Here is a 22688-nt window from a genome sequence, read left to right on the forward strand (position 1 = left end):
GATGAACGACTTTCTCCAAGAGGCTGGCTATGGCTTCGATGTGCAGCGCGGGGTGTGGCGGCGCGAAGGCTACGCCAGTTTGGCGTACAGCGACGGCGACGAGGTCGAACTGCGCCTTATGCGCATTGTTGAGCAGGCAGACGATCTTTCAGTGCTGTCGCAGGAACTGCGGGCACATTGCACTGACTGGCCTTCGCTGTACCACTTGACCGGCACCCGAGCCAACATTCTGAGGCCGTTTTCGCACCTTCTGGACGGTGCGGAGGTCTTGGAGATCGGCGCTGGCTGCGGAGCCATCACACGCTACCTGGGCGAGAGCGGCGCCCAGGTGCTGGCGCTGGAAGGCACGTTGCGCCGCGCTTCGATCGCACGCGCCCGCACGCGTGACCTAGCCAATGTGCAGGTCGTGGCCGACAACTTCGAGCAGTTTGCTACGGCCCAGCAATTCGATGTTGTGACATTGATCGGCGTGCTGGAGTACGCCAACCGGTTTGTATCGGGAGAGTGTCCCGCACAGGTGATGCTCCAGCGAGCGCGTGCGCTGCTCAAGCCGCAGGGGCGGCTCATCATCGCGATCGAGAACCAGCTGGGCCTCAAGTATTTCGCAGCGGCACCGGAGGACCATTTTGGTGTCGCCATGTATGGGGTGGAAGACCGGTACCGGGCAGACGAGGCGCAGACTTTTGGCCGCGCCGTGCTGCAAGCCATGCTCCATGGCGCGGGCTTCCCCCAGGTTCAATGCCTGGCGCCGTTCCCAGACTACAAATTCCCGACTTCTATCGTCACGGAAGAGGGCTTTCGTGCCGAGGGCTTCGATGCCGCTGCATTCGCTTCGCAGAGCGTGCGCCGCGATCCGCAACTGCCTGAGGTGCTGGCTTTCTCGCCGGAACTCGTGTGGCCTGTGCTGGCCCGCAACGGGCTGGCATTGGACATGGCGAACTCATTGCTGTTCGTGGCGGCGCAAGTACCGGCAACGCCGGACGCGGCGACGGTATTGGCCTACCACTACAGCACCGATCGCGCCAAGCCGTACTGCAAGGAGACACGGTTCCTACGCCGGGACGGCGACGCGATCACACTGGAGTACAGGCGCCTGAGCCCAGATGAGCTGCCGGTTTCGACGCGTGTGCACCATGCGTTGGTGGCTTCCGCTGACTATGTTCACGGCGTGCCGCTGTCGCTGGCCTTGCTGCGTACCGTGTCGACCGATGGTTGGACGCTCGAACAAGTCGGGGCTCTTCTGCGCGAGTACCTGCACGTCGTTGCCGATCTGGCCGGGGGCGTGCGGGTACCTGAAGCTCCATGGCGTGCCGAGATGCAGCTACCGGGCGTGTTCTTCGACTTGGTGCCCCAGAACATCATCGTCAAGACAGGTGGGCAGGGTTTTGCCGTGATCGACCGCGAATGGGACCTTCAGGATGGGATCTCGGTCGGGTGGTTGTTGTTTCGGACACTTTTGCTGCTCATCAACTCTGTCTCCCGTTTCGGGCGCTGTGCCGACGCCGAGGAGTGGACGCGCCAAAGCTTTATTCTGGCGGCGATGCAGGCCGCGGGTCTACATGTCGGCCCGAACGACGTCGACAGTTACGCGCTTGAAGAAAGTCGGCTGCAGGCAGACCTGACGGGACGAGCGTTCGAGGTTCTCAAGGACTGGGGCGCCATCGCAGCGTTGCCGACGGAGAACCTGTCGTTGGCCGTGCAGCGGCGCAGTGCCAAGTTGATTCAGCTCGCCGCTGCGCACGAAGGTCTTCAAAAGGAGTTTGAGGAGCGGACGAACTGGGCATTGCAGCTGGATGCGAGCTTGGCGCGAACGCAGCAGGACTACCAGGCACTTGAGCGCGTTACGGTCCAAGCCCGTCATGAGCGCGAGCTAGGCCAGAACGAACTCAACGTCCTGCGAGCCACTCTGGCGGACTTGCAACTGCGCTCTGCGCAATTGCAGCGTGAGCGCGACGACGCGCATATGCAGGTGCGCTCCATCTCGTCGACACGGGATGACATCCTGGCAGCCAAGGAGCAGGCAGAGCGGCGCTTTGCTGAAGTGGAGGCCAAGCGTGCTGCATTGGCGGGATCCTTGTCGTGGCGTGTGACCAAGCCTTTGCGCATGCTCGCGCGGGTTGCGCGTGGCGAGTGGTCGACGATCCGCACACTGGTGGCGCCGGAAGTGGTGCGACTGGCGCGGGCTGGCTACAGGCGCGCACCGCTTTCGCCGCACATGAAAGACAAGGCTGCTGCATTGGCATACCGCGTTGCGGGCCCGCTGTTCACTGGCGTTGTCCACTACGAGATCTGGCGCCGGCAGCGCGACAACGCTCCGCTGGCGCCGGTGGGCGCGGGCCCGGTGCCGCAAGCCGACTTTGCCGAGGTGTTGTCATCGCTTCGCTTTCCTGTCGTTGCCAATCCAGACGTTTCCATCGTCATTCCGACTTACGGAAACCTGGAGCACACGCTGGCCTGCGTGCGTTCGATTGCAATGCACATGCCGCGTGCGTCCATGGAGGTGCTGGTTGCAGAGGATGCATCCGGCGATCCGCAGATCGACCTGATTCGCCGCATTCCGGGTCTGCGCTACATCAGGCACCCGCAGAATCTGGGATTCCTGCGATCGTGCAATGCGGCGGTCAAGCAGGCCAAAGGGCGCTACATCTATCTGCTCAACAACGACACGGAGGTGACCGCAGGCTGGCTGGACAGCATGCTCGCGTTGTTCGAGAAGCACCCCGATTGCGGACTGGTCGGCTCCAAACTCGTCTATCCTGACGGGCGCCTGCAGGAAGCCGGGGGCATTCTGTGGCGCGATGGATCCGCCTGGAACTGGGGGCGACTCGACGACCCTTCGCGCCCCGTCTACAACTATGTGAAAGAGGCCGACTATTGCTCGGGCGCCTCTCTCATGGTTCCAGCCGCGCTCTGGCACCAACTCGGCGGCTTCGATGAGCACTATCTCCCGGCCTATTACGAAGACACCGATCTGGCATTCCGCGTGCGCGCGGCTGGCAAGAAGGTGATGTACCAGCCGCAGTCGGTCGTCATCCACTACGAAGGAATCTCCCACGGCACCGACACTGGCAGCGGCATCAAGGCGCACCAAGTGGAGAACCAAAAGAAGTTCTACGTACGCTGGAAAGAAATTCTCGAACGCGAGCACTTGGACAACGGCGTCAATCCGTTCCGTGCGCACGACCGCTCGATCGGCAAACGGACCATTTTGGTGGTCGACCACTACGTGCCCCAGCCCGACCGCGATGCCGGTTCGCGCAGCATCTGGTGCTTTCTGCGCGAGTTCCGTGCGATGGGCTTGAATGTCAAGTTCTGGCCGGCCAACCATTGGCACGACACGCACTACGCCCCTTTGCTGGAGCAGGAGGGTATCGAGGTGCTCTACGGTAACGAGTACGTCGGCCGTTACGCCAATTGGGTTGAGACCCATGCCGGGGATTTGGACTATGTTTTCCTGAACCGTCCCCACATCGCTCTAGAACACTGGGAGGCAGTGCGCGAGCATACCCGAGCCAAACTGCTGTATTACGGCCACGACCTGCACTACGCTCGCCTGCTGCTCGAGCACGAGCATACCGGCGAAGCTCGCCTTCTGCGTGATGCGGGGCAGATCCGTGCCGTCGAAGAGATGCTCTGGCGGGAATGCGATGTCGTCTACTATCCGTCAACGACAGAAACTGCCGCTGTCCAGGCCTTGATCCCCGGGAAGACGGCGAGGACAGTCCCTCTGTATTTCTTTGATCGCAATGAATTCAGCGTCAACATCGCAGGGCGTCGCCTGCGGGAAATTCTTTTCGTCGCTGGGTTTGGTCATCCGCCGAACGTAGACGCAGCGATGTGGTTCGTTCGAGAAGTTCTACCGATCATTCAGGGGCAACTGAATGATGTGCAAGTGGTGTTGGCGGGGTCGAATCCGACACCAGCCGTCAAGGCATTGGCCGGTGACTCAATACAGGTTACCGGCTATCTGTCGGATGCAGAACTGGACAATTATTACGCTCGTTGCGGGGTAGCCGTCGTTCCGCTGCGATTTGGCGCAGGAGTAAAAGGCAAGGTATTGGAGGCAATGCACCACGGCGTTCCGCTCGTCACGACGGCGGTCGGAGCGCAAGGCCTTCCAGGCTTGGAAAATGTTGTTTCCGTCTGTGACAGTGCCGCGGACTTCGCTGCCGCTGTGATCAAAGTTATGACGAACGTCAACGCATGGCAGGTAACCGCGCAGAACGGTTTCGATTTTGTGCACGCGCGCTTTTCGCAGTCTGCACTAAGTGCGGTATTTGCTCAGGATTTTCAAGAGGTTAACGGAGTTACGTAATGCTGATCAACGATTTGAACGCGCGAGTCCGCCAATACCGTCCTGCCATCTGTGCAGCGGTTGAAAGCGTCATTGAAACTGGGTGGTTTGTTCTGGGGCCTCAAGTTAAAGCATTTGAGGCGGAATTCGCAAGTTACTTGCATGTCAACCATTGCATCAGCGTCGCCAACGGTACTGATGCAATCGAACTGGCACTTAAGGCGCTTGGGGTGGAAATCGGCGATCTTGTCGCTACCGTCGCTAACGCCGGTATGTACACGACGGCCGCTGTCAACGCGCTCGGGGCTCGGCCGATGTTCATGGACGTCGACCTGGAAACACACAACATTGCTCATTCTGAGGTCGAGAAAGCGATTGCCGCAGGTGCCAAGGTGGTCGTGGTCACCCACCTTTATGGTCAGGCCGTTCCTGAAATTGCCGAGATTTCCCGCTCTTGTAAGCGCGCCGGTGTAGCGTTGCTGGAAGATTGCGCCCAGGCCCACGGGGCCAGATCCAACGGGCAAAGAGTTGGATCTTTTGGTGATGCAGCGAGCTTCAGCTTCTACCCCACCAAAAACCTCGGCGCGTTGGGCGATGGTGGCGCGGTGGTGACAAATAGCGACGCAATCGCAAAGGCAGTGACGACGTTGCGCCAATATGGCTGGACGAGCAAGTATCATGTGGGTGTTGCCGGAGGCCGTAACAGCCGCTTGGACGAAATCCAAGCTGCGATCTTGCGAATTTTTTTGCCAGACCTTGATGCCTCAAACGAACGGCGTCGTTCTATTGCCCACGCATATGGAACCGGAATTCATCATCCAGCCGTACGCGCTCCGCTTCACAATGGAGAGGGCTCTGTCGCACACCTCTACGTCATACGTTCATCCCGTCGAGACGAACTCAAGGCCCACTTGCAGGCCGTTGACATTTCCTCTGACGTCCACTATCCGGTCCCAGATCATCGGCAACAGATCTTCGGCGCGCTCTACGCGCATATTCACTTGCCAAATACAGAACGCCTTGCATCCGAGGTACTGACCCTGCCATGCTATCCAGAGATGACCGATGATCAGGTGGCACGAGTCATTGCGACTGTTAACGCATGGAAGCAATAAAGTTCTCTGTCGTGATACCGGTCTATAGGAACGAGGAGTCAATTCCGCGTTTGCTGCAGGCCTTGGCGGACTTATATTTCCAGTTGGATGGAAAGATGGAGGCGGTGTTTGTTGTAGACGGCAGCCCAGACTCGTCATTTGAAATTCTTCGAGACGCTCTTTTCAAAATTGAGTTCCCTGCGCAGCTGCTCGCCCACTCGCGAAATTTCGGTTCATTTCCTGCCATTCGGACCGGTTTGGCGGCCGCAAGGGGTTCATACTACGGCGTGATGGCGGCAGATCTTCAGGAGCCGCCTCAACTTATGGTCTCATTCCTCCGGTCTTTGGAAAAAGATGAGTGCGATGTGGCGATCGGAACCAGAGTTCAGCGCAATGACTCCACAACATCAAAATTTACGTCGGGATTATTTTGGTGGCTTTATCGCCGGCTTATTGTCCCTGAGATGCCGGAGGGAGGCGTGGATGTCTTCGGGTGCAACAAAATATTCCGCGACCGCCTTCTGGAGCTCGAAGAATCTCGATCCTCGTTGATTGCACTGATTTTTTGGCTCGGATTTAGGCGAAAGACAATTGGGTATGAACGCCTTGCGCGAAAAGAAGGCGTCTCGGCATGGACCTTTAGGAAAAAGGTTGACTACATGCTGGATAGTATTTTTGCATTCACCGATTACCCAATTAGGCTATTGACTCGTATTGGTTTGGCTGGCTGCGGACTTTCAATCGTCTTGACATTGGTGGTGTTGCTGGCGCGATTCAGTGGAAACGTTACTGTACCGGGATATGTCCCAACCATGCTGGTTGTCCTATTCTTTGGTGCTCTCAACCTCCTTGGCATAGGTTTGGTCGGGACGTATGCATGGCGCACCTATGAAAATAGCAAAAATCGACCGCTCGCAGTAGTGGCAATGGAGGTTAGGAATGGAGAAAAAGCAGATGAGTAGTGAAAAACAAATTCATCGAACCGCCGAAGTTCTTACGGATAGAGTTGGTGATCGCACGACAATCTGGCAATCCGTTGTTGTCCTGAAGGGGGCAGTGATCGGCGCAGATGTGAATATCTGCGCACATTGTTTTATTGAGAACGACGTGGTAATTGGTGACCGCGTGACCGTTAAGTCGGGCGTTTACTTGTGGGACGGTGTCACGCTGGGGGATGACGTGTTCGTCGGCCCCAACGCCACATTTACCAACGATAAATTTCCGAGGTCTAAACAGTTTCTTGATAAGCCCCTTCGGACGACAGTCGAGGCGGGTGCGACGATTGGTGGCGGCGCAGTGATCTTGCCGGGCGTCACCATCGGAACCGGCGCAATGGTCGGCGCTGGTGCTGTTGTAACGAAGTCTGTTCCACCGCATGCCATTGTAAAAGGATCTCCGGCGCGCATAATGGGATACGTTGAGAACGGTGCGATCGCTGTAGCCGGGCCTGAGCAGTCCCGCGCATACGTAGTGCCGAAAATCCCTGGTGCGGTCCAAGAAATAGGCGTAGGGCGCGTGACGTTACGTAGGCTGAACGCCGTGCAGGATATGCGCGGAGACTTATCTGTAGGTGAATTTGAGAAAGATATCCCGTTTTCGGTGAGGCGCTATTTCTTGGTGTTTAATGTGCCGAGCGAGAAAACCCGAGGCGAGCACGCCCACAAAGAGTGTCACCAGTTCCTCATTTGTGTCAAGGGTCGGTGTTCTGTAGTGGTTGACGACGGGGCTTCTCGGGCTGAAATATTGTTGAATTCGCCGGATCTCGGGCTGCACCTGCCGCCTATGATATGGGGAATTCAATACAAATACAGTTCTGATGCCGTCCTTCTTGTTTTTACGTCACATTACTACGACGCTAGCGACTACCTCCGAGACTACGGAGAGTTCACTAGGCTTACTGCTACAGCGCTTTAGTTTCTTGTGCGATGAAAATTCCGCGTTGGGCGAAATTCTTGATCGGAGGTGGCTTTAATACGATAGCCAGCTATGGCGTCTACTTACTGCTGCATCTGTGGTTCTCATATCACGTGGCCTACGCAATTGCTTATGTGGCCGGAATAGCACTGTCATACGTCATTAACTCTACATTTGTGTTCTCTCAGTCGCTGTCTTGGGGACGCTTCTTTGCGTTCCCGTCGGTGTATGTTGTTCAGTATATTGTATCAGCATCCTTGTTAGGATTGATTGTGAATCTTGGAGTCGGCGAGAAGGTTGCTCCGCTTGTCGTTTCGGCTGTGACGGTGCCTGCGACGTTCGTTTTGACTAAGTTGGTTTTGCGAGTTCGTGGATGAGATCCCCTTACTGGGTGGGCGCTTGGCGTGAGTATGGGCCTATATTTAACGTCCGTTGTATTTCTTTGGCTTGCTGGGCGACTTGTAAGCTAGTTGCTTGCAACGCGCGAGATTGCTCGGTCGTCAAATCAAGTGGTGAGAGTACTGCCGCTCGGAGTTGATTGAAATAGGCTGCTCTATAGGGCATGGCTTTAGTTTCGAAAACGGTGGTAATGAAGAAACCGAGCGTACATAGGCAGAGGGCGCATGCAGTTGCTGCTCGAAACTTTTTCGTATCTTTGGGTTCGTTGAATGATAGTTGCATATTCATCCAGATTATCGCTATGGATATGCAGCTGAGGTCAATGTAATATCGGGAGGCCATCACTGCTTCGGGGCCTTTGTCTCCTCGTGCGAATGAAAATGCAATTGTGGAGATTGTGCCGTACGCCATAAGGTAGACCGGTAGTCCATTTACTTTATGTTGGCCGCTGCGTATAAATCGAAAGGTGGATAAGGCGGCCATACACAGCCAAAGCGAGCCGATGAAGAACGAGCTTAGCTTTGGCAGGTTCAAGCGCCCGTATGCCTCGACGCCGATTATTCCTCCGACTGCTGCAATTGGTGCAAGAGACACGTTTTGGATCTGTGTAAGGATGCTCTGGCTTCCGGCCATTCCGGATGCTGTCGTAGTAAATCTTCCAGCCCCGATGAACGCAACAATAGTCGCAATTGTTGTAAAGAAAACTGCTCGGTAAAATTTTTTGTTGGTAGAGCTTTTTCGGAGAGCACTTATAGTTATGATTACGGCGGCTGCAAAGATGTAGGCCCGCCCATACGCGAATAGGAATACTGCAAATAAAATCATTGCTGAAATAATGATTGTTTGCGCAATGGACTTTTCTTTGGTCGGGTCGCTGAAGCATGCGGATGCAATGCAGAGAAATATGAGGCTGCGTGCGAGCTCTCCAAATCCAATGTCGAGCGTGAACAGTTCAAATGAAGCTGGGTGGAAAGCCATTGCACAGAAAACTAGTGAGGCAGCGCATCGCAGTGCTTTTTCGGTCTTATTTTTCGCTAGTGGCAGGCTTTTGCAAAGAAGTAATGAAATTAGTAAGAGCACCACTCCGCTCAGAAAGCTTGGTATAAGAGGATCGAGTCTGAACCAAGCGATGTTCACCCAGGTAGTCAGTTGTAGGATCAGTCCCGTGTGTTGGCCTTGATTCCAGAATGCGAATGCATTCAGCCAATTTTCTTGGATCGATGGATAATATGTGATAAATCGCAGGCTGTCCATGTAGGCGACGTCTGCCCGAATCACCAGAATGTAGATCGTGTAAATAGCGAGCAGTGCTATCGCAAAGCTGAGAGTTGCTGGGCCAATGCTTCCTGTGTGATCGCTTGGGCTTCTGGCGGCGCTTTTCATTTTGTGCTCATTAAAGATTTGATCAGTTGGGTCTTTTGGCTTTGAGCCAGTAGCGCCAGAACGTTGAGGAGGTCCATAGCTTGAACAAGCTTATCAAGTGCCATGTCAAATGGCGCAAGTCCCTTTGGCTTGCTCTTTGTGCATGATGCATGACGCGCAGGCTCTCGTTTATATTGATGCGCCAGCCTCGAAGTTGGAGCCTCGCGCAGATGTCGAAGTCCTCTGCATACATATAATATTTCGTGTCAAATCCGTTCACTTCTTTGTATGCGCTTGAGCGGAATAGCATGAACATTCCGGGAATCCATACTGGTTCGTTTGGGGCGGTGTAATTGACACGTCTTCTGGTCAATATTTCTAGTGGTGTAATCAACGCTCTGTGCGGTTCGGGTTGGTCGTTTTCGCCTTCGGCTATTCTTGGGGATAAGAGGCCATCACGTTCTTTCGCTGTTTTTAGAAGTGGCGTGATAATGTCGGAGTCTAATCTTATGTCGGGATTGAGAACTAAAAACCATTGGCTTGTGCATTTGGAAAATGCAGTATTATGGTTTTCTCCAAATCCTTTCGGTTTGTCGTTTCGAATAATGGTGGTTGGTATTTTGAAGGGGTTGTCGCTTGTAGGGTCGCGTTCTGGAATGTTGACTGTTATTATGAGCTGCGCGATCAGGTTTGAACAGTGCCGCTCCAGTTGCTCCAGGAGTGGAATAATTAGCTCCCGCTGCCCGTGACTGACCAGCGATACCGCGATTTGAATTTGATTTGCGTCTACCATGATTTGACTCTGTGTCGCCAATTCTAGGTTCTCGGTCGCTATGGTTTTTCTTGTTGTGTTCAGCTTCCTAGTCTCTGCGACCTCGGCCTTTGTCGTCATCCGGCTCGCGCGCCGTCACGCACGCCAGTACGCGCATGACATGCCCCAGCGCTTCCACTTGGGCCACATCCCCCGCATCGGCGGCGCGGGCATCTTCTTCGGCCTCGTCCTCGCCTGGGCCTACGCCGGCACCCCCCAGGCTGCCTCCCTGAACGTCGACTGGCACGCCAATTCCACTTTCCTCTGGCTCATGGCCATGTGCATGGCCCCCGCCGTGTTCGCCGGCATCGCCGAAGACATGACCCAGCGCCTGCGCGCCCGCCTGCGCCTGGGCCTCACCGCCCTGTCCGCCATCCTGCTGTGCTGGCTGCTCAACCTCGGGGTTCGGCGCATCGGCTTCGCCTCTGTGGACGACTGGCTCCAAGCCGTCCCGCTCGCCGCCGCCCTCTTCGCCATGGTCGCCATCGCCGGCCTGCCGCATGCCTTCAACCTCATCGACGGCTACAACGGCCTGGCGGGCATGGTCGCCATCCTGATCAGCCTGGCCCTGGTCCACGTGGCCCTGCAGGTCGGCGACCGGCAGCTCGCCGCCATGCTGGTCTGCCTGGTCGGCGCCACGGGCGGCTTCCTGCTCTGGAATTACCCCTACGGCAAGATCTTCGCGGGCGATGGTGGGGCCTACGTGTGGGGGCTCGTGATCGCCGTGGCCTGCGTGCTGCTGGTGCAGCGCCATCCCGTGGTCTCGCCCTGGTTCCCCATGCTGCTGCTCATCTACCCCGTGAGCGAGACCATGTTCTCGGTCTACCGCAAGCTCGCGCGCGGCCAGTCGCCCAGCACCGCCGATGCGCTGCACCTGCACCAGCTGATTTTCCGCCGCATCGTGCGCGTGGTGTTCGAGGACGACGAGGCCAGCGACCTGCTGGCGCGCAACAACCGCACCTCGCCCTACCTGTGGATCTTCTCGCTGCTGACCGTGGTGCCGGCCGTCATGTTCTGGAGCAACACCGCCGTGCTGGCGGCGTTCTGCGCGCTCTTCGTGGTCACCTACGTCGGCGCCTACCTCATGATCATCCGTTTCAAGGTGCCGCGCTGGCTGGGCAAGTGACATACAGCGGCCCCTACAATCCGCCGCAGTTTTTCCAGCCTCCGGAGAGCCCGCCATGACCGCCGCCCCCACCGAGCCCGATCTGTCCGCCATCGCGCCGCGCGACAAGGCCGAGATCCTGGCCCAGGCCCTGCCGTACATCCGCAAGTTCCACGGCAAGACCATCGTCATCAAGTACGGCGGCAACGCCATGACCGATCCGGCCCTGCAGGCCGACTTCGCCGAAGACGTGGTGCTGCTCAAGCTGGTCGGCATGAACCCCGTGGTCGTGCACGGCGGCGGCCCGCAGATCGAGACCGCGCTCAAGCGCCTGGGCAAGACGGGCCAGTTCATCCAGGGCATGCGCGTGACGGACGCCGAGACCATGGAAGTCGTCGAATGGGTGCTGGCCGGCGAGGTGCAGCAGGACATCGTGGGCCTGATCAATCAGGCCGGCGGCAAGGCCGTGGGGTTGACGGGCCGCGACGGCGGCCTGATCCGCGCGCAGAAGCTGCAGATGCCCGACCAGGCCGACCCGACCAAGTTCCACGACGTGGGCCAGGTCGGCGACATCGTGGGCATCGACCCCAGCGTGGTCAAGGCGCTGCAGGATGACCAGTTCATCCCCGTCATCAGCCCCATCGGCTTCGGCGAGGACAACGAGAGCTACAACATCAACGCCGATGTCGTCGCCAGCAAGCTCGCCACCGTGCTGCAGGCCGAAAAGCTCATGATGCTGACCAACATCCCGGGCGTGCTGAACAAGGCCGGCGAATTGCTGACCGAGCTGACCTCGCGCGAGATCGACGATCTGGTCGCCGACGGCACCATCTCGGGCGGCATGCTGCCCAAGCTGGCCGGCGCGATCGACGCGGCTAAGAGCGGCGTCAACGCCGTGCACATCGTCGACGGCCGCGTGCCCCACGCGATGCTGCTCGAGATCCTGACCGACCAGGCCTACGGCACCATGATCCGCGCGCGCTGAGCGCACGACGACACCACCGCATGCCCCAAGACGCCGCCCTGCCGACCGCAACGTCCGAAGGCGGCGAGGACGCCTCGGCAGCCGCAGCCGCACCACGCGAGCAGCGCAAGCGGCCCAAGCCCGGCGAGCGCCGGCTGCAGATCCTGCAGACCCTGGCCACCATGCTGGAGCAGCCCGGCGCCGAGCGTGTGACCACCGCGGCGCTGGCCGGCCGGCTGCAGGTCAGCGAGGCCGCGCTGTACCGCCACTTCGCGAGCAAGGCCCAGATGTTCGAGGGCCTCATCGAGTTCATCGAGCAGAGCGTTTTCCAGCTCGTGGCGGCCATCACGGCCGATGGGGCCGCCAGCGGCACGCAGCAGGCACGCAGCATCCTGACCGTGCTGCTGCAGTTCGGCGAGAAGAACCCCGGCATGGTGCGCGTGATGGTCGGCGACGCGCTGGTGCTGGAGCACGAGCGGCTGCAGAGCCGCATGAACCAGTTCTTCGACCGCATCGAGTCCGCCCTGCGCCAGTGCCTGCGGCCGGCGCTGGCCGACGATGGCGCCGCCACGCCCACCGTGGACGCCACCGTGCAGGCCTCGGTGCTGACGGCCTTCGCCATCGGCCGCCTGCAGCGCTTCGCGCGCTCGGGCTTTCGCCGGCTGCCGACCGAGCAGCTCGAAGCCAGCCTGCAGCGCCTGCTCTGACCGGCCCCGGGATTTCCGCGGGTTCGGCGGCTTTGTCACTTTGCGCCGATCGGCGCTGCCATGCGCCTTGGATGGTCGGCGGGGCTTTCCCGATCCTGCGCAGACCGCCACCCGCCGCGGCCAGCGCCGGCCGTGCCGGGCCACGGAGGCGACAGGGGCGCAGGTACCGCGCTCCTACAATTTGCCGCGTCCCATGTCTCCCCCCTCCAGCGGCACCACCCGGCAGACCATCCCCATCGGCCAGGTCCGGCAGATCGTGCTGGGTGCACGGCGCTCCGGCCTGGACTGCGACGCGCTGCTCCAGCGCGCCGGCATCCCGCCCGAACTGCTGGGCTCGCCGCTCTCGCGCGTGAGCCAGGCGCAGTACGCCGCGTTGATCTTCCAGTTGCGCCACCGCCTGCGCGACGAGCTCTGGGGTCTGTGCAGCCGGCCGCTGCCGCTGGGCAGTTTCGAGGCCGTGTGCCGCCTTGCCGTGGGTTGCCGCACGCTGGAGGAGGCCCTGCGCGCGGGCCTGCGCCACTACCGCTTGCTGCTGTCCGACTTCACGCCGCGGCTGCAGGTGCGCGAGGGCGTGGCCAGCATGTCGCTGGCGCCGCGTGCACCGGTCGACGAACCGCTGGGCTACGCCATGCGCTGTTTCGGCTTCCTGGGCTATGGCCTGGTGTGCTGGCTGGTGGCGCGGCGGTTGCCGCTGCTGGCGGTGGACCTGCGTTGTAAGGAGGCAGACCAGCCGGGCGACGCGCCGCAGCTGTTCCAGGCGCCACCGCATTACGGCCTGCGCACCGGCTGGCGCTTCGAGGCCCGCTGGCTCAGCCTGCCCATCGTGCAGACGCCCGAGAGCCTGGCCGGCTTCCTGGCCCAGGCGCCGGCCAGTCTGCTGCTCAAGTACCGCGACGACAGCAGCCTGGCCGAGCGCATCCGCCGCCTGCTGCGCCGCCACCTGGGCGGACCCATGCCGTCGCTGGAGGAAGTGGGCGCGCAGCTGGCGATGACGCCGCAGACGCTGCGCCGGCGGCTGCGCGAGGAGGGCACGGGCTTTCGCGCGATCCGCGACGACCTGCTGCGCGACGCCGCCATCGACTACCTGACCCAGCCCGGCCTCACCCTGCCCGAAATCGCCGGGCGGCTGGGCTTCTCCGAAGCCAGCACCTTCCACCGCGCGTTCAAGAGCTGGACCGGATTGGCGCCCGGCGCCTATCGGCAGGAGCGGCTGTCCTGAAGCCTCCGGGTTAACCCCCGGTCTCTGCACTTTTGAGCGTTCGGGCCAATGCGGCCCATCGCTTCGGCCATGTGCGATGCCCATGCCCGTCCCTAGACTTCCCCGCAGTTCCGGTCGCGTGCCTGCGCGCGCCATCGGTCCGCTCCAACCAGAGGAAGACCACACATGAGACGCAATGTCTACGTTGCCGGCGTCGGGATGATCCCCTTCACCAAGCCCGGCAAGAGCGAGGCCTACAACGTGATGGGCGCACGCGCCGCCGCGCTCGCGCTCCAGGACGCCGGCGTGCCTTACGACGCCGTGCAGCAGGCCTACGTGAGCTACGTCTACGGCGACTCCACCGCCGGCCAGGCCGCCATCTACGGCGTGGGCCTGACGGGCATCCCGGTCTTCAACCTCAACAACAACTGCTCGAGCGGCTCGTCGGCGCTGTACCTGGCGCGCCAGGCCGTGGAAAGCGGTGTGGCCGAATGCGCGATCGCGCTGGGCTTCGAGCAGATGGTGCCGGGCGCGCTCAAGGGCGCCTACGACGACCGTCCCTCGCCCATGGCCCGCTTCGCCGAGACCATGGACCAGCTGCAAGGCACGCTGCCCACCGCACCGCGCGCGGCCCAGTTCTTCGGCGGCGCCGGCCGCGACTACATCAAGCAGTACGGCATCCGGCCCGACACCTTCGGCCGCATCTCGGTCAAGGCCCGCCAGCACGCCGCGCGCAACCCGCTCGCCGTGTTCCGCGACACCGTGACGCTGGAAGAGGTCATGGCCTCGCCCGCCGTGTTCGACCCGCTCACGCGCCTGCAATGCTGCCCGCCCACCTGCGGTGCGGCCGCCACCATCGTGTGCTCGGAAGAATTCGCCAGGAAGCACGGCATCGCGCGCAAGGTGCGCATCGCGGCCCAGTCCATGACGACCGACACGCCCAGCACCTTCGACAGCGGCGACATGCGCCGCGTGGTCGGCTACGACATGACGGCCGCCGCCGCCAAGCAGGTCTATGAAGCGGCCGGCGTGGGCCCCGAGGACCTGGACGTGGTGGAGCTGCACGACTGCTTCACGGCCAACGAACTCATCACCTACGAAGGCCTGGGCCTGACGCCCGAAGGCACGGCCGAGAAGTTCATCCTGGACGGCGACAACACCTACGGCGGCAAGGTCGTGACCAACCCCTCGGGCGGCCTCTTGTCCAAGGGCCACCCGCTGGGCGCCACGGGCCTGGCGCAGTGCTACGAGTTGACGCACCAGCTGCGCGGCACCGCAGACCAACGCCAGGTGGAAGGCGCGCGCCTCGCGCTGCAGCACAACCTGGGCCTGGGTGGTGCGTGCGTCGTGACCCTCTACGAGCGCGTCTGACCATGATCGACAAGAAATACATCGGCCACACCCAGCCGGCCTTCACGGTCGCCGTGGAAGCCTCGCGCCTGCGCTTCTTTGCCAAGGCCACGGGCCAGGCGGACCCGGTCTACAGCGACGCGTCCGCCGCACGCGATGCCGGCCACCCCGCGCTGCCCGTGCCGCCCACCTTTTTGTTCTGCCTGGAGATGGAGTCGCCGGACCCGGCTGCGCTGCGCAACCTGCTGGGCCTGGACTACCGCCGGCTGCTGCACGGGGAGCAGCGCTTCGTCTACCACCGCATGGCTTACGCCGGCGACCGGCTCACCTTCGAGCAGCGCATCGAAGACATCTACGACAAGAAGGGCGGGGCGCTGGAGTTCGTCGTGCGCAGCACGCGCGTGACGAACCAGCGCGGCGAGCACGTGGCCGACCTCCAGGGCGTGACCGTGATGAGGAACGCATGAGGAGCCAACAGATGACGATTTCCTACGACCAGATCCAGGTCGGCGACGCACTGCCGTCCTTCGAGACCGAGCCGATCTCGCGCCTCACGCTGGCGCTGTACTGCGGCGCCTCGGGCGACCACAACCCGATCCACGTGGACACCGATTTCGCCAAGGCGGCCGGCCTCGGCGACGTCTTCGCGCACGGCATGCTGTCCATGGCCTACCTGGGCCGGCTGCTGACCAACTGGGTGCCGCAGAGCGCGCTGCGCGCGTACGGCGTGCGCTTCGTCGCCATCACCCAGGTCGGTGCCCAGGTCCGCTGCGAAGGCCGCGTGACCGAGAAGTTCGAGCAGGACGGCGAGCGCCGCCTGCGCGTGGAGCTGTCCACCACCGACCAGAACGGCCAGACCAAGCTCTCTGGCGACGCGGTCGTCGCCCTGTCCTGATGTCCAAGAGAAACGACATGACGCTCAAGCTCCAAGACAAAGTCGCCCTGGTCTCCGGCTCCGGCCGCGGCATCGGCAACGCCATCGCGATGAAGCTCGCCGCCGAAGGTGCGCGGCTGGTCGTCAACGACCTCGACGAAGGCCCGGCCATGGAAACCGTGGCCGCCATCCGCGCTGCCGGTGGAAAGGCCTGCGCCTGCGTGGGCAGCGTGACCGACGCCGACTTCGGCACGCGCTTCGTAGCCACCGCGCTGAAGGAATTCGGTGGCGTGGACATCATCGTCAACAACGCCGGCTACACCTGGGACAACGTGATCCAGAAGATGAGCGACCAGCAGTGGGAAGACATCCTGGCCGTGCACCTGACCGCGCCGTTCCGCATCCTGCGCGCCGCTGCCGACTTCATCCGCGAGGCCGCCAAGAAGGAGGCCGACGCACCCGTGTTCCGCAAGGTCGTCAACATCTCGTCCACCTCGGGCGTGTACGGCAACGCGGGCCAGGCCAACTATGCGGCTGCCAAGGCCGGCATCAACGGTTTGACCAAGGCCATGGCCAAGGAATGGGGCCGCTACAAGGTCAACGTCAACAGCGTGGCCTTCGGCCTGATCCAGACGCGGCTGACGCAGCCGCTCACGGCCGGCGAAGCCAGTGTGGACATCGGCGGTCGCACCATCGCGGTAGGCGTGCAACCCGACCGCCTGAAGGCCGCCGAGGCCACGATCCCGCTGGGCCGTGGCGGCACGCCCGAAGAAGCGGCGGGTGCGGTCTACATGTTCTGCATCCCCGAGTCGAACTACGTGAGCGGCCAGGTGCTGGTCTGCGGCGGGGGGCGTCCATGACATTCGCCAACGCGCCACGGCCCTGGATGACCGACGAGTTGCAGATGGTGCGCGACACCGCGCGCCGCTTCTTCGAGACCGAGTGCGTGCCCCACTTGAAGAAATGGCAGGAGCAGGGCCACGTGGACCGCCCCATCTGGCGCCGGGCCGGCGAGTTGGGCCTGCTGTGCGCCGGCATCCCCGAGCAGTATGGCGGCGGTGGCGGCAGCTTCCTGCACGAGGCCGTGATCTGCGAGGAGCAGATGCGCGCGATGGTCAACAGCTTCTCGATCAACGTGCACAGCGGCATCGTGGCGCACTACCTGCTGGCCTACGGCACCGAGGCGCAGAAGCAGCGCTGGCTGCCCGGCATGGCGCGGGGCGAGACCATCGCCGCCATCGCGATGACCGAGCCCGGCGCCGGCACGGACCTGCAGCGCATCACGACCAGCGCCGTGAAGGACGGCGACGACTACGTGATCAACGGTGCCAAGACCTTCATCACCAACGGCCTGCTGGCGGACATCATCGTCGTGGCCTGCAAGACCGACCCGACGGCCAAGGCCAAGGGTGTCTCGCTGGTCGTGATCGAGACCAAGGATCTCGCAGGCTTCCGCCGCGGCCGCCTGCTGGAAAAAGTGGGCCAGCAGGGCCAGGACACGGTGGAGCTGTTCTTCAACGACATGCGCGTGCCGCAGGCCAACCTGCTCGGCGGCGAGGAGGGCAAGGGCTTCGCACAGCTCATGCAGCAACTGCCGCGCGAGCGCCTGGTGCTGGCCATCGGCTGTGCGGCCACCATGCAGCGCGCCGTGGACGAAACGCTGGCCTACACGCGCGACCGCAAGATCTTCGGCGATTCGCTGCTGCACCTGCAGAACACGCGCTTCAAGCTGGCCGAGTGCCAGACCAAGGCGACGATCGCGCGCAGCTTCCTCGACGATTGCGTGGCCCGGCTCGCGCGTCACGAATTGGACATTCCCACGGCCGCGATGGCCAAGTGGTGGGTCAGCCAGGCCACCTGCGAGGTCGTGGACGAATGCCTGCAGCTGCACGGCGGCTATGGCTACATGCAGGAGTATCCGATCGCCCGCATGTACGCCGATGTGCGCGTCTCGCGCATCTATGGCGGCGCCAACGAGGTCATGAAGGAAATCATCGCCCGCGCGATGGAGAACCAATGAGCGCCGCGCCGGGCCGCCCCAAGCCAGCGCGCACCGCAGGCGAAGCCGGAGGGAGTTCCATGACCAGGCCCTGGCTGAAGCACTGGCCGCGCGGCTTCCCGCACGCGCTGGCCGTGCCGCAGACCACGCTGTGGGACAACCTGGCGACCAGCGCCGCGCGCTACCCGCAGCGGCCCGCCATCGTCTACTACGACAGCGTGCTGAGCTATGCCGAGTACCTGCGCCAGGCGCGGGCGCTGGCCGGCCACCTGCAACGCGCCGGTGTCGCCAAGGGCGACCGCGTGCTGCTGATGAGCCAGAACTGCCCGCAGTTCGCGATCGGCTTCTTCGCCGTGCAGTGCTGCGGCGCGATGGTCGTGCCCGTCAACGCCATGTGCACGGCCGGCGAGGTCGACCACTACCTCGAAGACAGTGGCGCGCGCCACGCCATCGCGGCGCAGGAGTTGCTGCCGGCGATGGAGCCCGCGCTCGCGCGTGGCGCGCTGCGCGAGGTGGTCGTCATCTGCTACGCCGACGCGCTGACCGCGCCGACCGAACTTGCCGTGCCCGAGGTCGTGCGCGCGCCGCGCCAGCCGCTGGCGAAAGCCGGTTGCGTGGCCTGGGCCGAGGCACTGGCCGGCGCCCCCGCCGCGCCCGCGGACAGCCAGCCCGGCGACCTCGCCGCGCTGCCCTACACCTCGGGCACGACCGGCCGGCCCAAGGGCTGCATGCACACGCACGCGAGCCTGATCGCCTCCAGCGTGGGCGCCTGCCTGTGGCGCAACCTGCACGCCGAATCCGTGGTGCTGGGCGTGGCGCCCATGTTCCACCTGCTGGGCATGCAGAACGCGCTGCTGATGCCGGTCTGGCAGGGCGCCACCGTGGTCATGCTCGCGCGCTGGGACGCCGGCGCCGCGGCCGCGCTGATCGAACGCTACGGCGTGTCGGTCTGGGCCTCGCCACCGGCGATGCTGATCGACTTCTTCGCGCATCCGGATGCGCAACGGCGCGACCTGTCCAGCCTGGCCATGCTGAACGGCGGCGGCGCGGCCATGCCCGAGGCCGTCTCCGCCATGCTCAAGGAGCGCTTCGGCATCACCTACATCGAGGGCTACGGCCTGACCGAGACGGCCTCCTTCCTGCACTGCAACCCGATGCAGGCCAGCAAGCGCCAATGCCTGGGCATCCCGACCTTCGGTGTGGATTCGCGCATCGTCGATCCCGAGACGCTGGCCGAGCTCGCGCCCGGCGAGACCGGCGAGCTGGTCAGCCGCGGCGCGCAGGTCATGCAGGGCTACTGGCGCGACGAGGCGGCCAACCGCGCGGCCTTCCTGGAGATCGATGGCCAGCGCTACTTCCGCACCGGCGACCTGGCGAGCATGGACGCCGACGGCTATTTCTTCATGCGCGACCGCCTCAAGCGCATGATCAACGTGAGCGGCTACAAGGTCTGGCCGGCCGAGGTGGAGAGCATGCTCTACGAGCATCCGGCCATCCACGAGGCCTGCATCGTGTCCAGGCCCGACACCAAGCAGGGCGAATCGGTCTGCGCGGTGGTGGTGTTGCGGCCCGGCCAGGCGCTCGACGAGGCCGCGTTGATTGCCTGGTGCCGCGAGCGCATGGCGGTGTACAAGGCGCCGCGCGCCGTGGAGTTTCGCGCGGCCTTGCCCAAGTCCAACACCGGCAAGGTGGCCTGGCGCGAGATCCAGGAAGCTTTTTCCCGAACCTGAGCACACACCAAGGAGACAAACCGATGCACCAAGACATCACACGCCGCCAGGCCCTGGCCTTCACCACACTCGCCATTACCGGCCTGCCGGCGCTCGCGCAGCAGGATTTCCCGAACAAGCCGCTGCGCGTGATCGTGCCCTACGCGCCGGGCGGGGGCACCGACACCATCGGCCGCCTCATGGCGACCAAGCTGGGCGAGAACCTCAAGGCCACCGTGGTGGTGGAGAACAAGCCCGGCGCGGGCGGCGTGATCGGCAACGACATGGCGGCCAAGGCGCCCGCCGACGGCCACACCATCCTGATGGCCATCACGGTCATGGTGCAGCACCCGGCCCTGATGCCCAAGCTGCCCTACGAGCTGCTCAAGGATTTCCAGCCGCTGGCCGTGGCCGCGCGCTCGGCCGACCTGCTGCTGGTGCACCGCGACGTGCCGGCCAACACGGTCGAGGAGTTCGTCAAGCTGGCCAAGGCCGACCCGCGCACCTACGCGCTGGGCTCGTATGGCAACGGCACCTCGGGCCACATCCATGCGGCCATGCTCAACCAGCAAGCCGGCCTGGACCTGGCCATCGCGCATTACAAGGGCGCCGGCCCGCTGATGGCCGACCTGCTGGGCGGCCAGGTCAAGGTGGGATTCCTGGACTCCACCACAGCGGCCGCGCAGATGGGCGGCGGGCGCGTGAAGGTGTTGGGCGTGACGGGCGCACGGCGCTCGCCGCTGGCGCCCAACGCGCCGACCCTCACCGAGCTGGGCTACAAGTCCTTCGAGCCCTACGGCTGGTTCGCGCTGTTCACGCAAGCCGGCACGCCGCCGGCCATCGTCAAGAAGCTGTCCGACGAACTCATCGCCATCGTGGCCCAGCCCGAGGTGCGCAAGCGGCTGGAGGAGCTGGGCCTCTTGCCGGGCGGCGAACCGGTCGCCGAGTTCGCGAAGGAGATGCGCCGCGACCTGGACATCTGGGGCCGCGTCATCAAAGAGGCCAACATCAGGATCGACCAATGAACCCACCCCCGTTTGAACTTCTCACTGCGTGTAGAAGTTCGATACCCCCTCAAGGGGGCGCCGCCAGCGGCCGGGCAAAGCCCGTTCCGCGGCGGCTGCTGGCATGGCCTGCTCCGCGGCCTTTCGAGCAGCGGCCTGCGTGCCGGTTTCATGCGATACGGGCCGCGCGCCCGATGGACCACTGACATGTCTCAACCTCATCCTTTCGACTTCAAGGGCCGCCACGTCTTCGTGGCCGGCGGCTCCTCGGGCATCAACCTCGCCATCGCCGATGCCTTCGCGCAGGCCGGCGCCAAGCTGTCCATCGCCAGCCGCTCGGCCGAGCGCATCGCGGGCGCCGTGGCGCAGCTGCGCGCCCACGGTGGCGAGGCCGAGGGCTACAGCGCCGACGTGCGCGATGCCGAGGCCATCGAGGCCGCGCTGCGCGCCGCGCACGAACGCTTCGGCCCCATCGACGTGCTCGTCTCGGGTGCGGCCGGCAACTTCGTCGCGCCGGCACTGGGCATGTCGCCCAAAGGCTTCAAGACCGTGGTCGACATCGACCTGCTCGGCGGCTTCAACGTGGTGCGCGGGGCCCATGCCTTCCTGCGCAAGCCCGGGGCCTCGGTGCTGAACATCTCGGCCCCGCAGGCGGCCAACCCGACGAAGTTGCAGGCGCATGTCTGCGCGGCCAAGGCCGGGCTGGACATGATGGTGCGCGTGCTGGCCATGGAGTGGGGGCCGGACGGCATCCGCGTCAACTCGCTGGTGCCCGGCCCCGTCGCCGGCACCGAGGGCATGAAGCGCCTGGCGCCCGATGCCGCGGCCGAGAAGCGGGTCATCGATTCCGTGCCGCTGGGCCGCATGGGTAGCACGCAGGAGATCGCCAACATGGCCCTGGTGCTGGCCTCGCCGCTGGCCAGCTACGTGACCGGCGCCATCCTCCACGTGGACGGCGGCAGCTCGCTGCCGGGCGGGCGCGACCTGGGCGCGAGCCCGCAATGAGCGGGGAGCAGCGATGAGCAAGATCCGTTTCGAACAACAGGGCGCCACCGCCATCCTGACGCTGGACGATGCGCCCGTGCGCAACGCGCTGTCGCCCGAGATGCGCGTGGAGGTGGCCGAGGTGGTTGAGCGTGTGCGCACCGACGCCGGCATCCGCGCCCTCGTGATCACGGGCGCCAACGGGCACTTCTGCTCGGGCGGCGACCTGCGCAACATCGCCACCGTGGGCCTGGACAACGGCGGCTGGCGCGACCGCCTGCACCTGCTGCACGACTGGCTGGCCAAGCTGCTGAGCCTGGACAAGCCCGTGATCTGCGCGGTGGACGGCGCGGCCTACGGCGCGGGCTTCGGCCTGGCGCTGGCGGGCGACTTCATTCTGGCCACGCCGCGTGCGCGCATGAGCGTTTCCTTCCTGAAGGTCGGCCTGGTGCCCGACTGCGGCATCTTCTACACGCTGCCGCGCGTGGTCGGCCCGCAGCGCGCGCGCGAGCTCATGCTGTCGGCCCGCGAGGTCCAGGCCGAGGAGGCGCTGCGCCTGGGCATCGCCATGGAGGTCGTCGAGGCGGAGCAACTGCTGCCGCGCGCGCTGGCGCTGGCCAAGAGCTTCGAGGGCGCTTCGCCCCTGGCGGTGAGCCTGATCAAGCGCGCCTGCGCCTCCACCGGCGACCTGGTCGGCCAGCTCAACCTGGAGGCCGATGCCCAGGCCCTGGCCATGGGCTCGCCCGAGCACAAGAGCGCGATCCAGGACTTCCTGCACAAGCGTCCGCCCCGGTTTTCCTGGCCGGCGTAATCCCCTGGCGCCATTCGGCGTACGACGTGTTGCGCCGGCGCTGCGACAATGCGCCGCTTCGCGGTGGGGCGGTGCGCATGGGGCGCCCGTTGTCGCACCGGCGTCCGGA

General features: G+C 63.3%; 20 protein-coding genes. 18 read left to right on the forward strand and 2 right to left on the reverse strand.

Annotated features, from left to right (window positions below; genetic code table 11):
* Position 1: 1 nt before the first annotated feature.
* From IE209_RS17055 to IE209_RS17075, 5 genes are read left to right on the forward strand one after another with little or no spacing between them, the layout of a single operon-like run.
* Positions 2-4315, forward strand: a complete 4314-nt coding sequence (locus IE209_RS17055; RefSeq protein WP_189688146.1) for a glycosyltransferase — start codon at positions 2-4, stop codon at positions 4313-4315.
* Positions 4315-5409, forward strand: coding sequence for a DegT/DnrJ/EryC1/StrS family aminotransferase (locus IE209_RS17060; protein WP_189688147.1), 1095 nt, complete (start codon positions 4315-4317; stop codon positions 5407-5409). Before IE209_RS17055 ends, IE209_RS17060 begins: the two co-directional genes overlap by 1 nt.
* Entirely contained in the window at positions 5397-6350 is a 954-nt protein-coding gene (locus IE209_RS17065; RefSeq protein WP_189688148.1) for a glycosyltransferase family 2 protein, read from the forward strand. Before IE209_RS17060 ends, IE209_RS17065 begins: the two co-directional genes overlap by 13 nt.
* A complete protein-coding gene (locus IE209_RS17070) occupies positions 6328-7302 on the forward strand; it encodes a WxcM-like domain-containing protein (protein ID WP_229882911.1) in 975 nt (324 codons plus the stop codon). Before IE209_RS17065 ends, IE209_RS17070 begins: the two co-directional genes overlap by 23 nt.
* Before the next feature lie 11 nt (positions 7303-7313).
* Positions 7314-7679 (forward strand): GtrA family protein, encoded by a 366-nt coding sequence (locus tag IE209_RS17075; RefSeq protein ID WP_189688149.1) that lies wholly within the window; start codon positions 7314-7316, stop codon positions 7677-7679.
* Positions 7680-7686: 7 nt separating this feature from the next.
* Here IE209_RS17075 and IE209_RS17080 read toward each other — a convergent pair whose 3' ends face one another.
* A complete protein-coding gene (locus IE209_RS17080; protein WP_189688150.1) occupies positions 7687-9084 on the reverse strand; it encodes a hypothetical protein in 1398 nt (465 codons plus the stop codon).
* A gap of 22 nt (positions 9085-9106) precedes the next feature.
* Entirely contained in the window at positions 9107-9955 is an 849-nt protein-coding gene (locus IE209_RS17085; protein WP_229882912.1) for a glycosyltransferase, read from the reverse strand.
* Between IE209_RS17085 and IE209_RS17090 the strand changes: the two genes are divergently transcribed.
* From IE209_RS17090 to IE209_RS17150, 13 genes are all read left to right on the forward strand, one after another.
* The gene (locus tag IE209_RS17090) at positions 9897-11000 is read left to right on the forward strand and encodes an MraY family glycosyltransferase (protein WP_189688152.1); all 1104 of its coding nucleotides are present in this window, start codon (positions 9897-9899) and stop codon (positions 10998-11000) included. The two genes, IE209_RS17085 and IE209_RS17090, sit on opposite strands and share 59 nt — an antisense overlap.
* A 55-nt stretch (positions 11001-11055) precedes the next feature.
* The gene (gene argB / locus IE209_RS17095) at positions 11056-11964 is read left to right on the forward strand and encodes an acetylglutamate kinase (RefSeq protein ID WP_145550982.1); all 909 of its coding nucleotides are present in this window, start codon (positions 11056-11058) and stop codon (positions 11962-11964) included.
* 20 nt (positions 11965-11984) lie between these two features.
* Positions 11985-12650 (forward strand): nucleoid occlusion factor SlmA, encoded by a 666-nt coding sequence (slmA, locus tag IE209_RS17100; RefSeq protein ID WP_189688153.1) that lies wholly within the window; start codon positions 11985-11987, stop codon positions 12648-12650.
* A 193-nt stretch (positions 12651-12843) separates the two neighbouring features.
* Entirely contained in the window at positions 12844-13869 is a 1026-nt protein-coding gene (locus IE209_RS17105; protein ID WP_189688154.1) for an AraC family transcriptional regulator, read from the forward strand.
* Between the two features lie 165 nt (positions 13870-14034).
* Positions 14035-15219: a lipid-transfer protein gene (locus tag IE209_RS17110; RefSeq protein WP_189688155.1), complete on the forward strand. Its 1185-nt coding sequence runs from the start codon at positions 14035-14037 to the stop codon at positions 15217-15219.
* A gap of 2 nt (positions 15220-15221) precedes the next feature.
* Positions 15222-15665 carry a MaoC family dehydratase N-terminal domain-containing protein gene (locus IE209_RS17115; protein WP_189688156.1) on the forward strand — a complete coding sequence of 148 codons (444 nt, stop codon included), beginning with the start codon at positions 15222-15224 and terminating at the stop codon, positions 15663-15665.
* An 11-nt stretch (positions 15666-15676) separates the two neighbouring features.
* Positions 15677-16093, forward strand: a complete 417-nt coding sequence (locus tag IE209_RS17120) for a MaoC family dehydratase (RefSeq protein WP_189688157.1) — start codon at positions 15677-15679, stop codon at positions 16091-16093.
* 17 nt (positions 16094-16110) lie between these two features.
* Positions 16111-16932, forward strand: coding sequence for an SDR family NAD(P)-dependent oxidoreductase (locus IE209_RS17125; protein WP_189688158.1), 822 nt, complete (start codon positions 16111-16113; stop codon positions 16930-16932).
* Complete coding sequence (locus IE209_RS17130; RefSeq protein WP_189688159.1) at positions 16929-18092, forward strand: acyl-CoA dehydrogenase family protein; 1164 nt, start codon at positions 16929-16931, stop codon at positions 18090-18092. The genes IE209_RS17125 and IE209_RS17130 overlap by 4 nt, the downstream gene beginning before the upstream one ends.
* Positions 18093-18151: 59 nt before the next feature.
* A complete protein-coding gene (locus tag IE209_RS17135; RefSeq protein ID WP_189688160.1) occupies positions 18152-19801 on the forward strand; it encodes a long-chain-fatty-acid--CoA ligase in 1650 nt (549 codons plus the stop codon).
* Between the two features lie 23 nt (positions 19802-19824).
* Positions 19825-20805, forward strand: a complete 981-nt coding sequence (locus IE209_RS17140; protein ID WP_189688161.1) for a Bug family tripartite tricarboxylate transporter substrate binding protein — start codon at positions 19825-19827, stop codon at positions 20803-20805.
* A 186-nt stretch (positions 20806-20991) separates the two neighbouring features.
* On the forward strand, positions 20992-21789 hold the full coding sequence (locus IE209_RS17145; protein WP_189688162.1) for an SDR family oxidoreductase: 798 nt from the start codon (positions 20992-20994) through the stop codon (positions 21787-21789).
* 13 nt (positions 21790-21802) lie between these two features.
* Positions 21803-22579 carry an enoyl-CoA hydratase/isomerase family protein gene (locus IE209_RS17150; protein ID WP_189688163.1) on the forward strand — a complete coding sequence of 259 codons (777 nt, stop codon included), beginning with the start codon at positions 21803-21805 and terminating at the stop codon, positions 22577-22579.
* The last annotated feature ends 109 nt before the right edge of the window (positions 22580-22688 follow it).

Origin of the sequence: Pseudorhodoferax aquiterrae (assembly GCF_014652235.1) — a bacterium.
Lineage (GTDB): Bacteria > Pseudomonadota > Gammaproteobacteria > Burkholderiales > Burkholderiaceae_C > Pseudorhodoferax > Pseudorhodoferax aquiterrae.

Bases quoted from the DNA above. Each gene is read 5' to 3' on its own strand.
- IE209_RS17090 (WP_189688152.1), top strand. From the start codon at position 9,897: ATGGTTTTTCTTGTTGTGTTCAGCTTCCTAGTCTCTGCGACCTCGGCC.
- IE209_RS17110 (WP_189688155.1), top strand. From the start codon at position 14,035: ATGAGACGCAATGTCTACGTTGCCGGCGTCGGGATGATCCCCTTCACC.
- IE209_RS17120 (WP_189688157.1), top strand. From the start codon at position 15,677: ATGACGATTTCCTACGACCAGATCCAGGTCGGCGACGCACTGCCGTCC.
- IE209_RS17060 (WP_189688147.1), top strand. From the start codon at position 4,315: ATGCTGATCAACGATTTGAACGCGCGAGTCCGCCAATACCGTCCTGCC.
- IE209_RS17135 (WP_189688160.1), top strand. From the start codon at position 18,152: ATGACCAGGCCCTGGCTGAAGCACTGGCCGCGCGGCTTCCCGCACGCG.
- IE209_RS17130 (WP_189688159.1), top strand. From the start codon at position 16,929: ATGACATTCGCCAACGCGCCACGGCCCTGGATGACCGACGAGTTGCAG.
- IE209_RS17115 (WP_189688156.1), top strand. From the start codon at position 15,222: ATGATCGACAAGAAATACATCGGCCACACCCAGCCGGCCTTCACGGTC.
- IE209_RS17150 (WP_189688163.1), top strand. From the start codon at position 21,803: ATGAGCAAGATCCGTTTCGAACAACAGGGCGCCACCGCCATCCTGACG.
- IE209_RS17055 (WP_189688146.1), top strand. From the start codon at position 2: ATGAACGACTTTCTCCAAGAGGCTGGCTATGGCTTCGATGTGCAGCGC.
- IE209_RS17105 (WP_189688154.1), top strand. From the start codon at position 12,844: ATGTCTCCCCCCTCCAGCGGCACCACCCGGCAGACCATCCCCATCGGC.
- slmA (WP_189688153.1), top strand. From the start codon at position 11,985: ATGCCCCAAGACGCCGCCCTGCCGACCGCAACGTCCGAAGGCGGCGAG.
- IE209_RS17140 (WP_189688161.1), top strand. From the start codon at position 19,825: ATGCACCAAGACATCACACGCCGCCAGGCCCTGGCCTTCACCACACTC.
- argB (WP_145550982.1), top strand. From the start codon at position 11,056: ATGACCGCCGCCCCCACCGAGCCCGATCTGTCCGCCATCGCGCCGCGC.
- IE209_RS17070 (WP_229882911.1), top strand. From the start codon at position 6,328: ATGGAGAAAAAGCAGATGAGTAGTGAAAAACAAATTCATCGAACCGCC.
- IE209_RS17065 (WP_189688148.1), top strand. From the start codon at position 5,397: ATGGAAGCAATAAAGTTCTCTGTCGTGATACCGGTCTATAGGAACGAG.
- IE209_RS17085 (WP_229882912.1), bottom strand. From the start codon at position 9,955: ATGACGACAAAGGCCGAGGTCGCAGAGACTAGGAAGCTGAACACAACA.
- IE209_RS17080 (WP_189688150.1), bottom strand. From the start codon at position 9,084: ATGAAAAGCGCCGCCAGAAGCCCAAGCGATCACACAGGAAGCATTGGC.
- IE209_RS17125 (WP_189688158.1), top strand. From the start codon at position 16,111: ATGACGCTCAAGCTCCAAGACAAAGTCGCCCTGGTCTCCGGCTCCGGC.
- IE209_RS17075 (WP_189688149.1), top strand. From the start codon at position 7,314: ATGAAAATTCCGCGTTGGGCGAAATTCTTGATCGGAGGTGGCTTTAAT.
- IE209_RS17145 (WP_189688162.1), top strand. From the start codon at position 20,992: ATGTCTCAACCTCATCCTTTCGACTTCAAGGGCCGCCACGTCTTCGTG.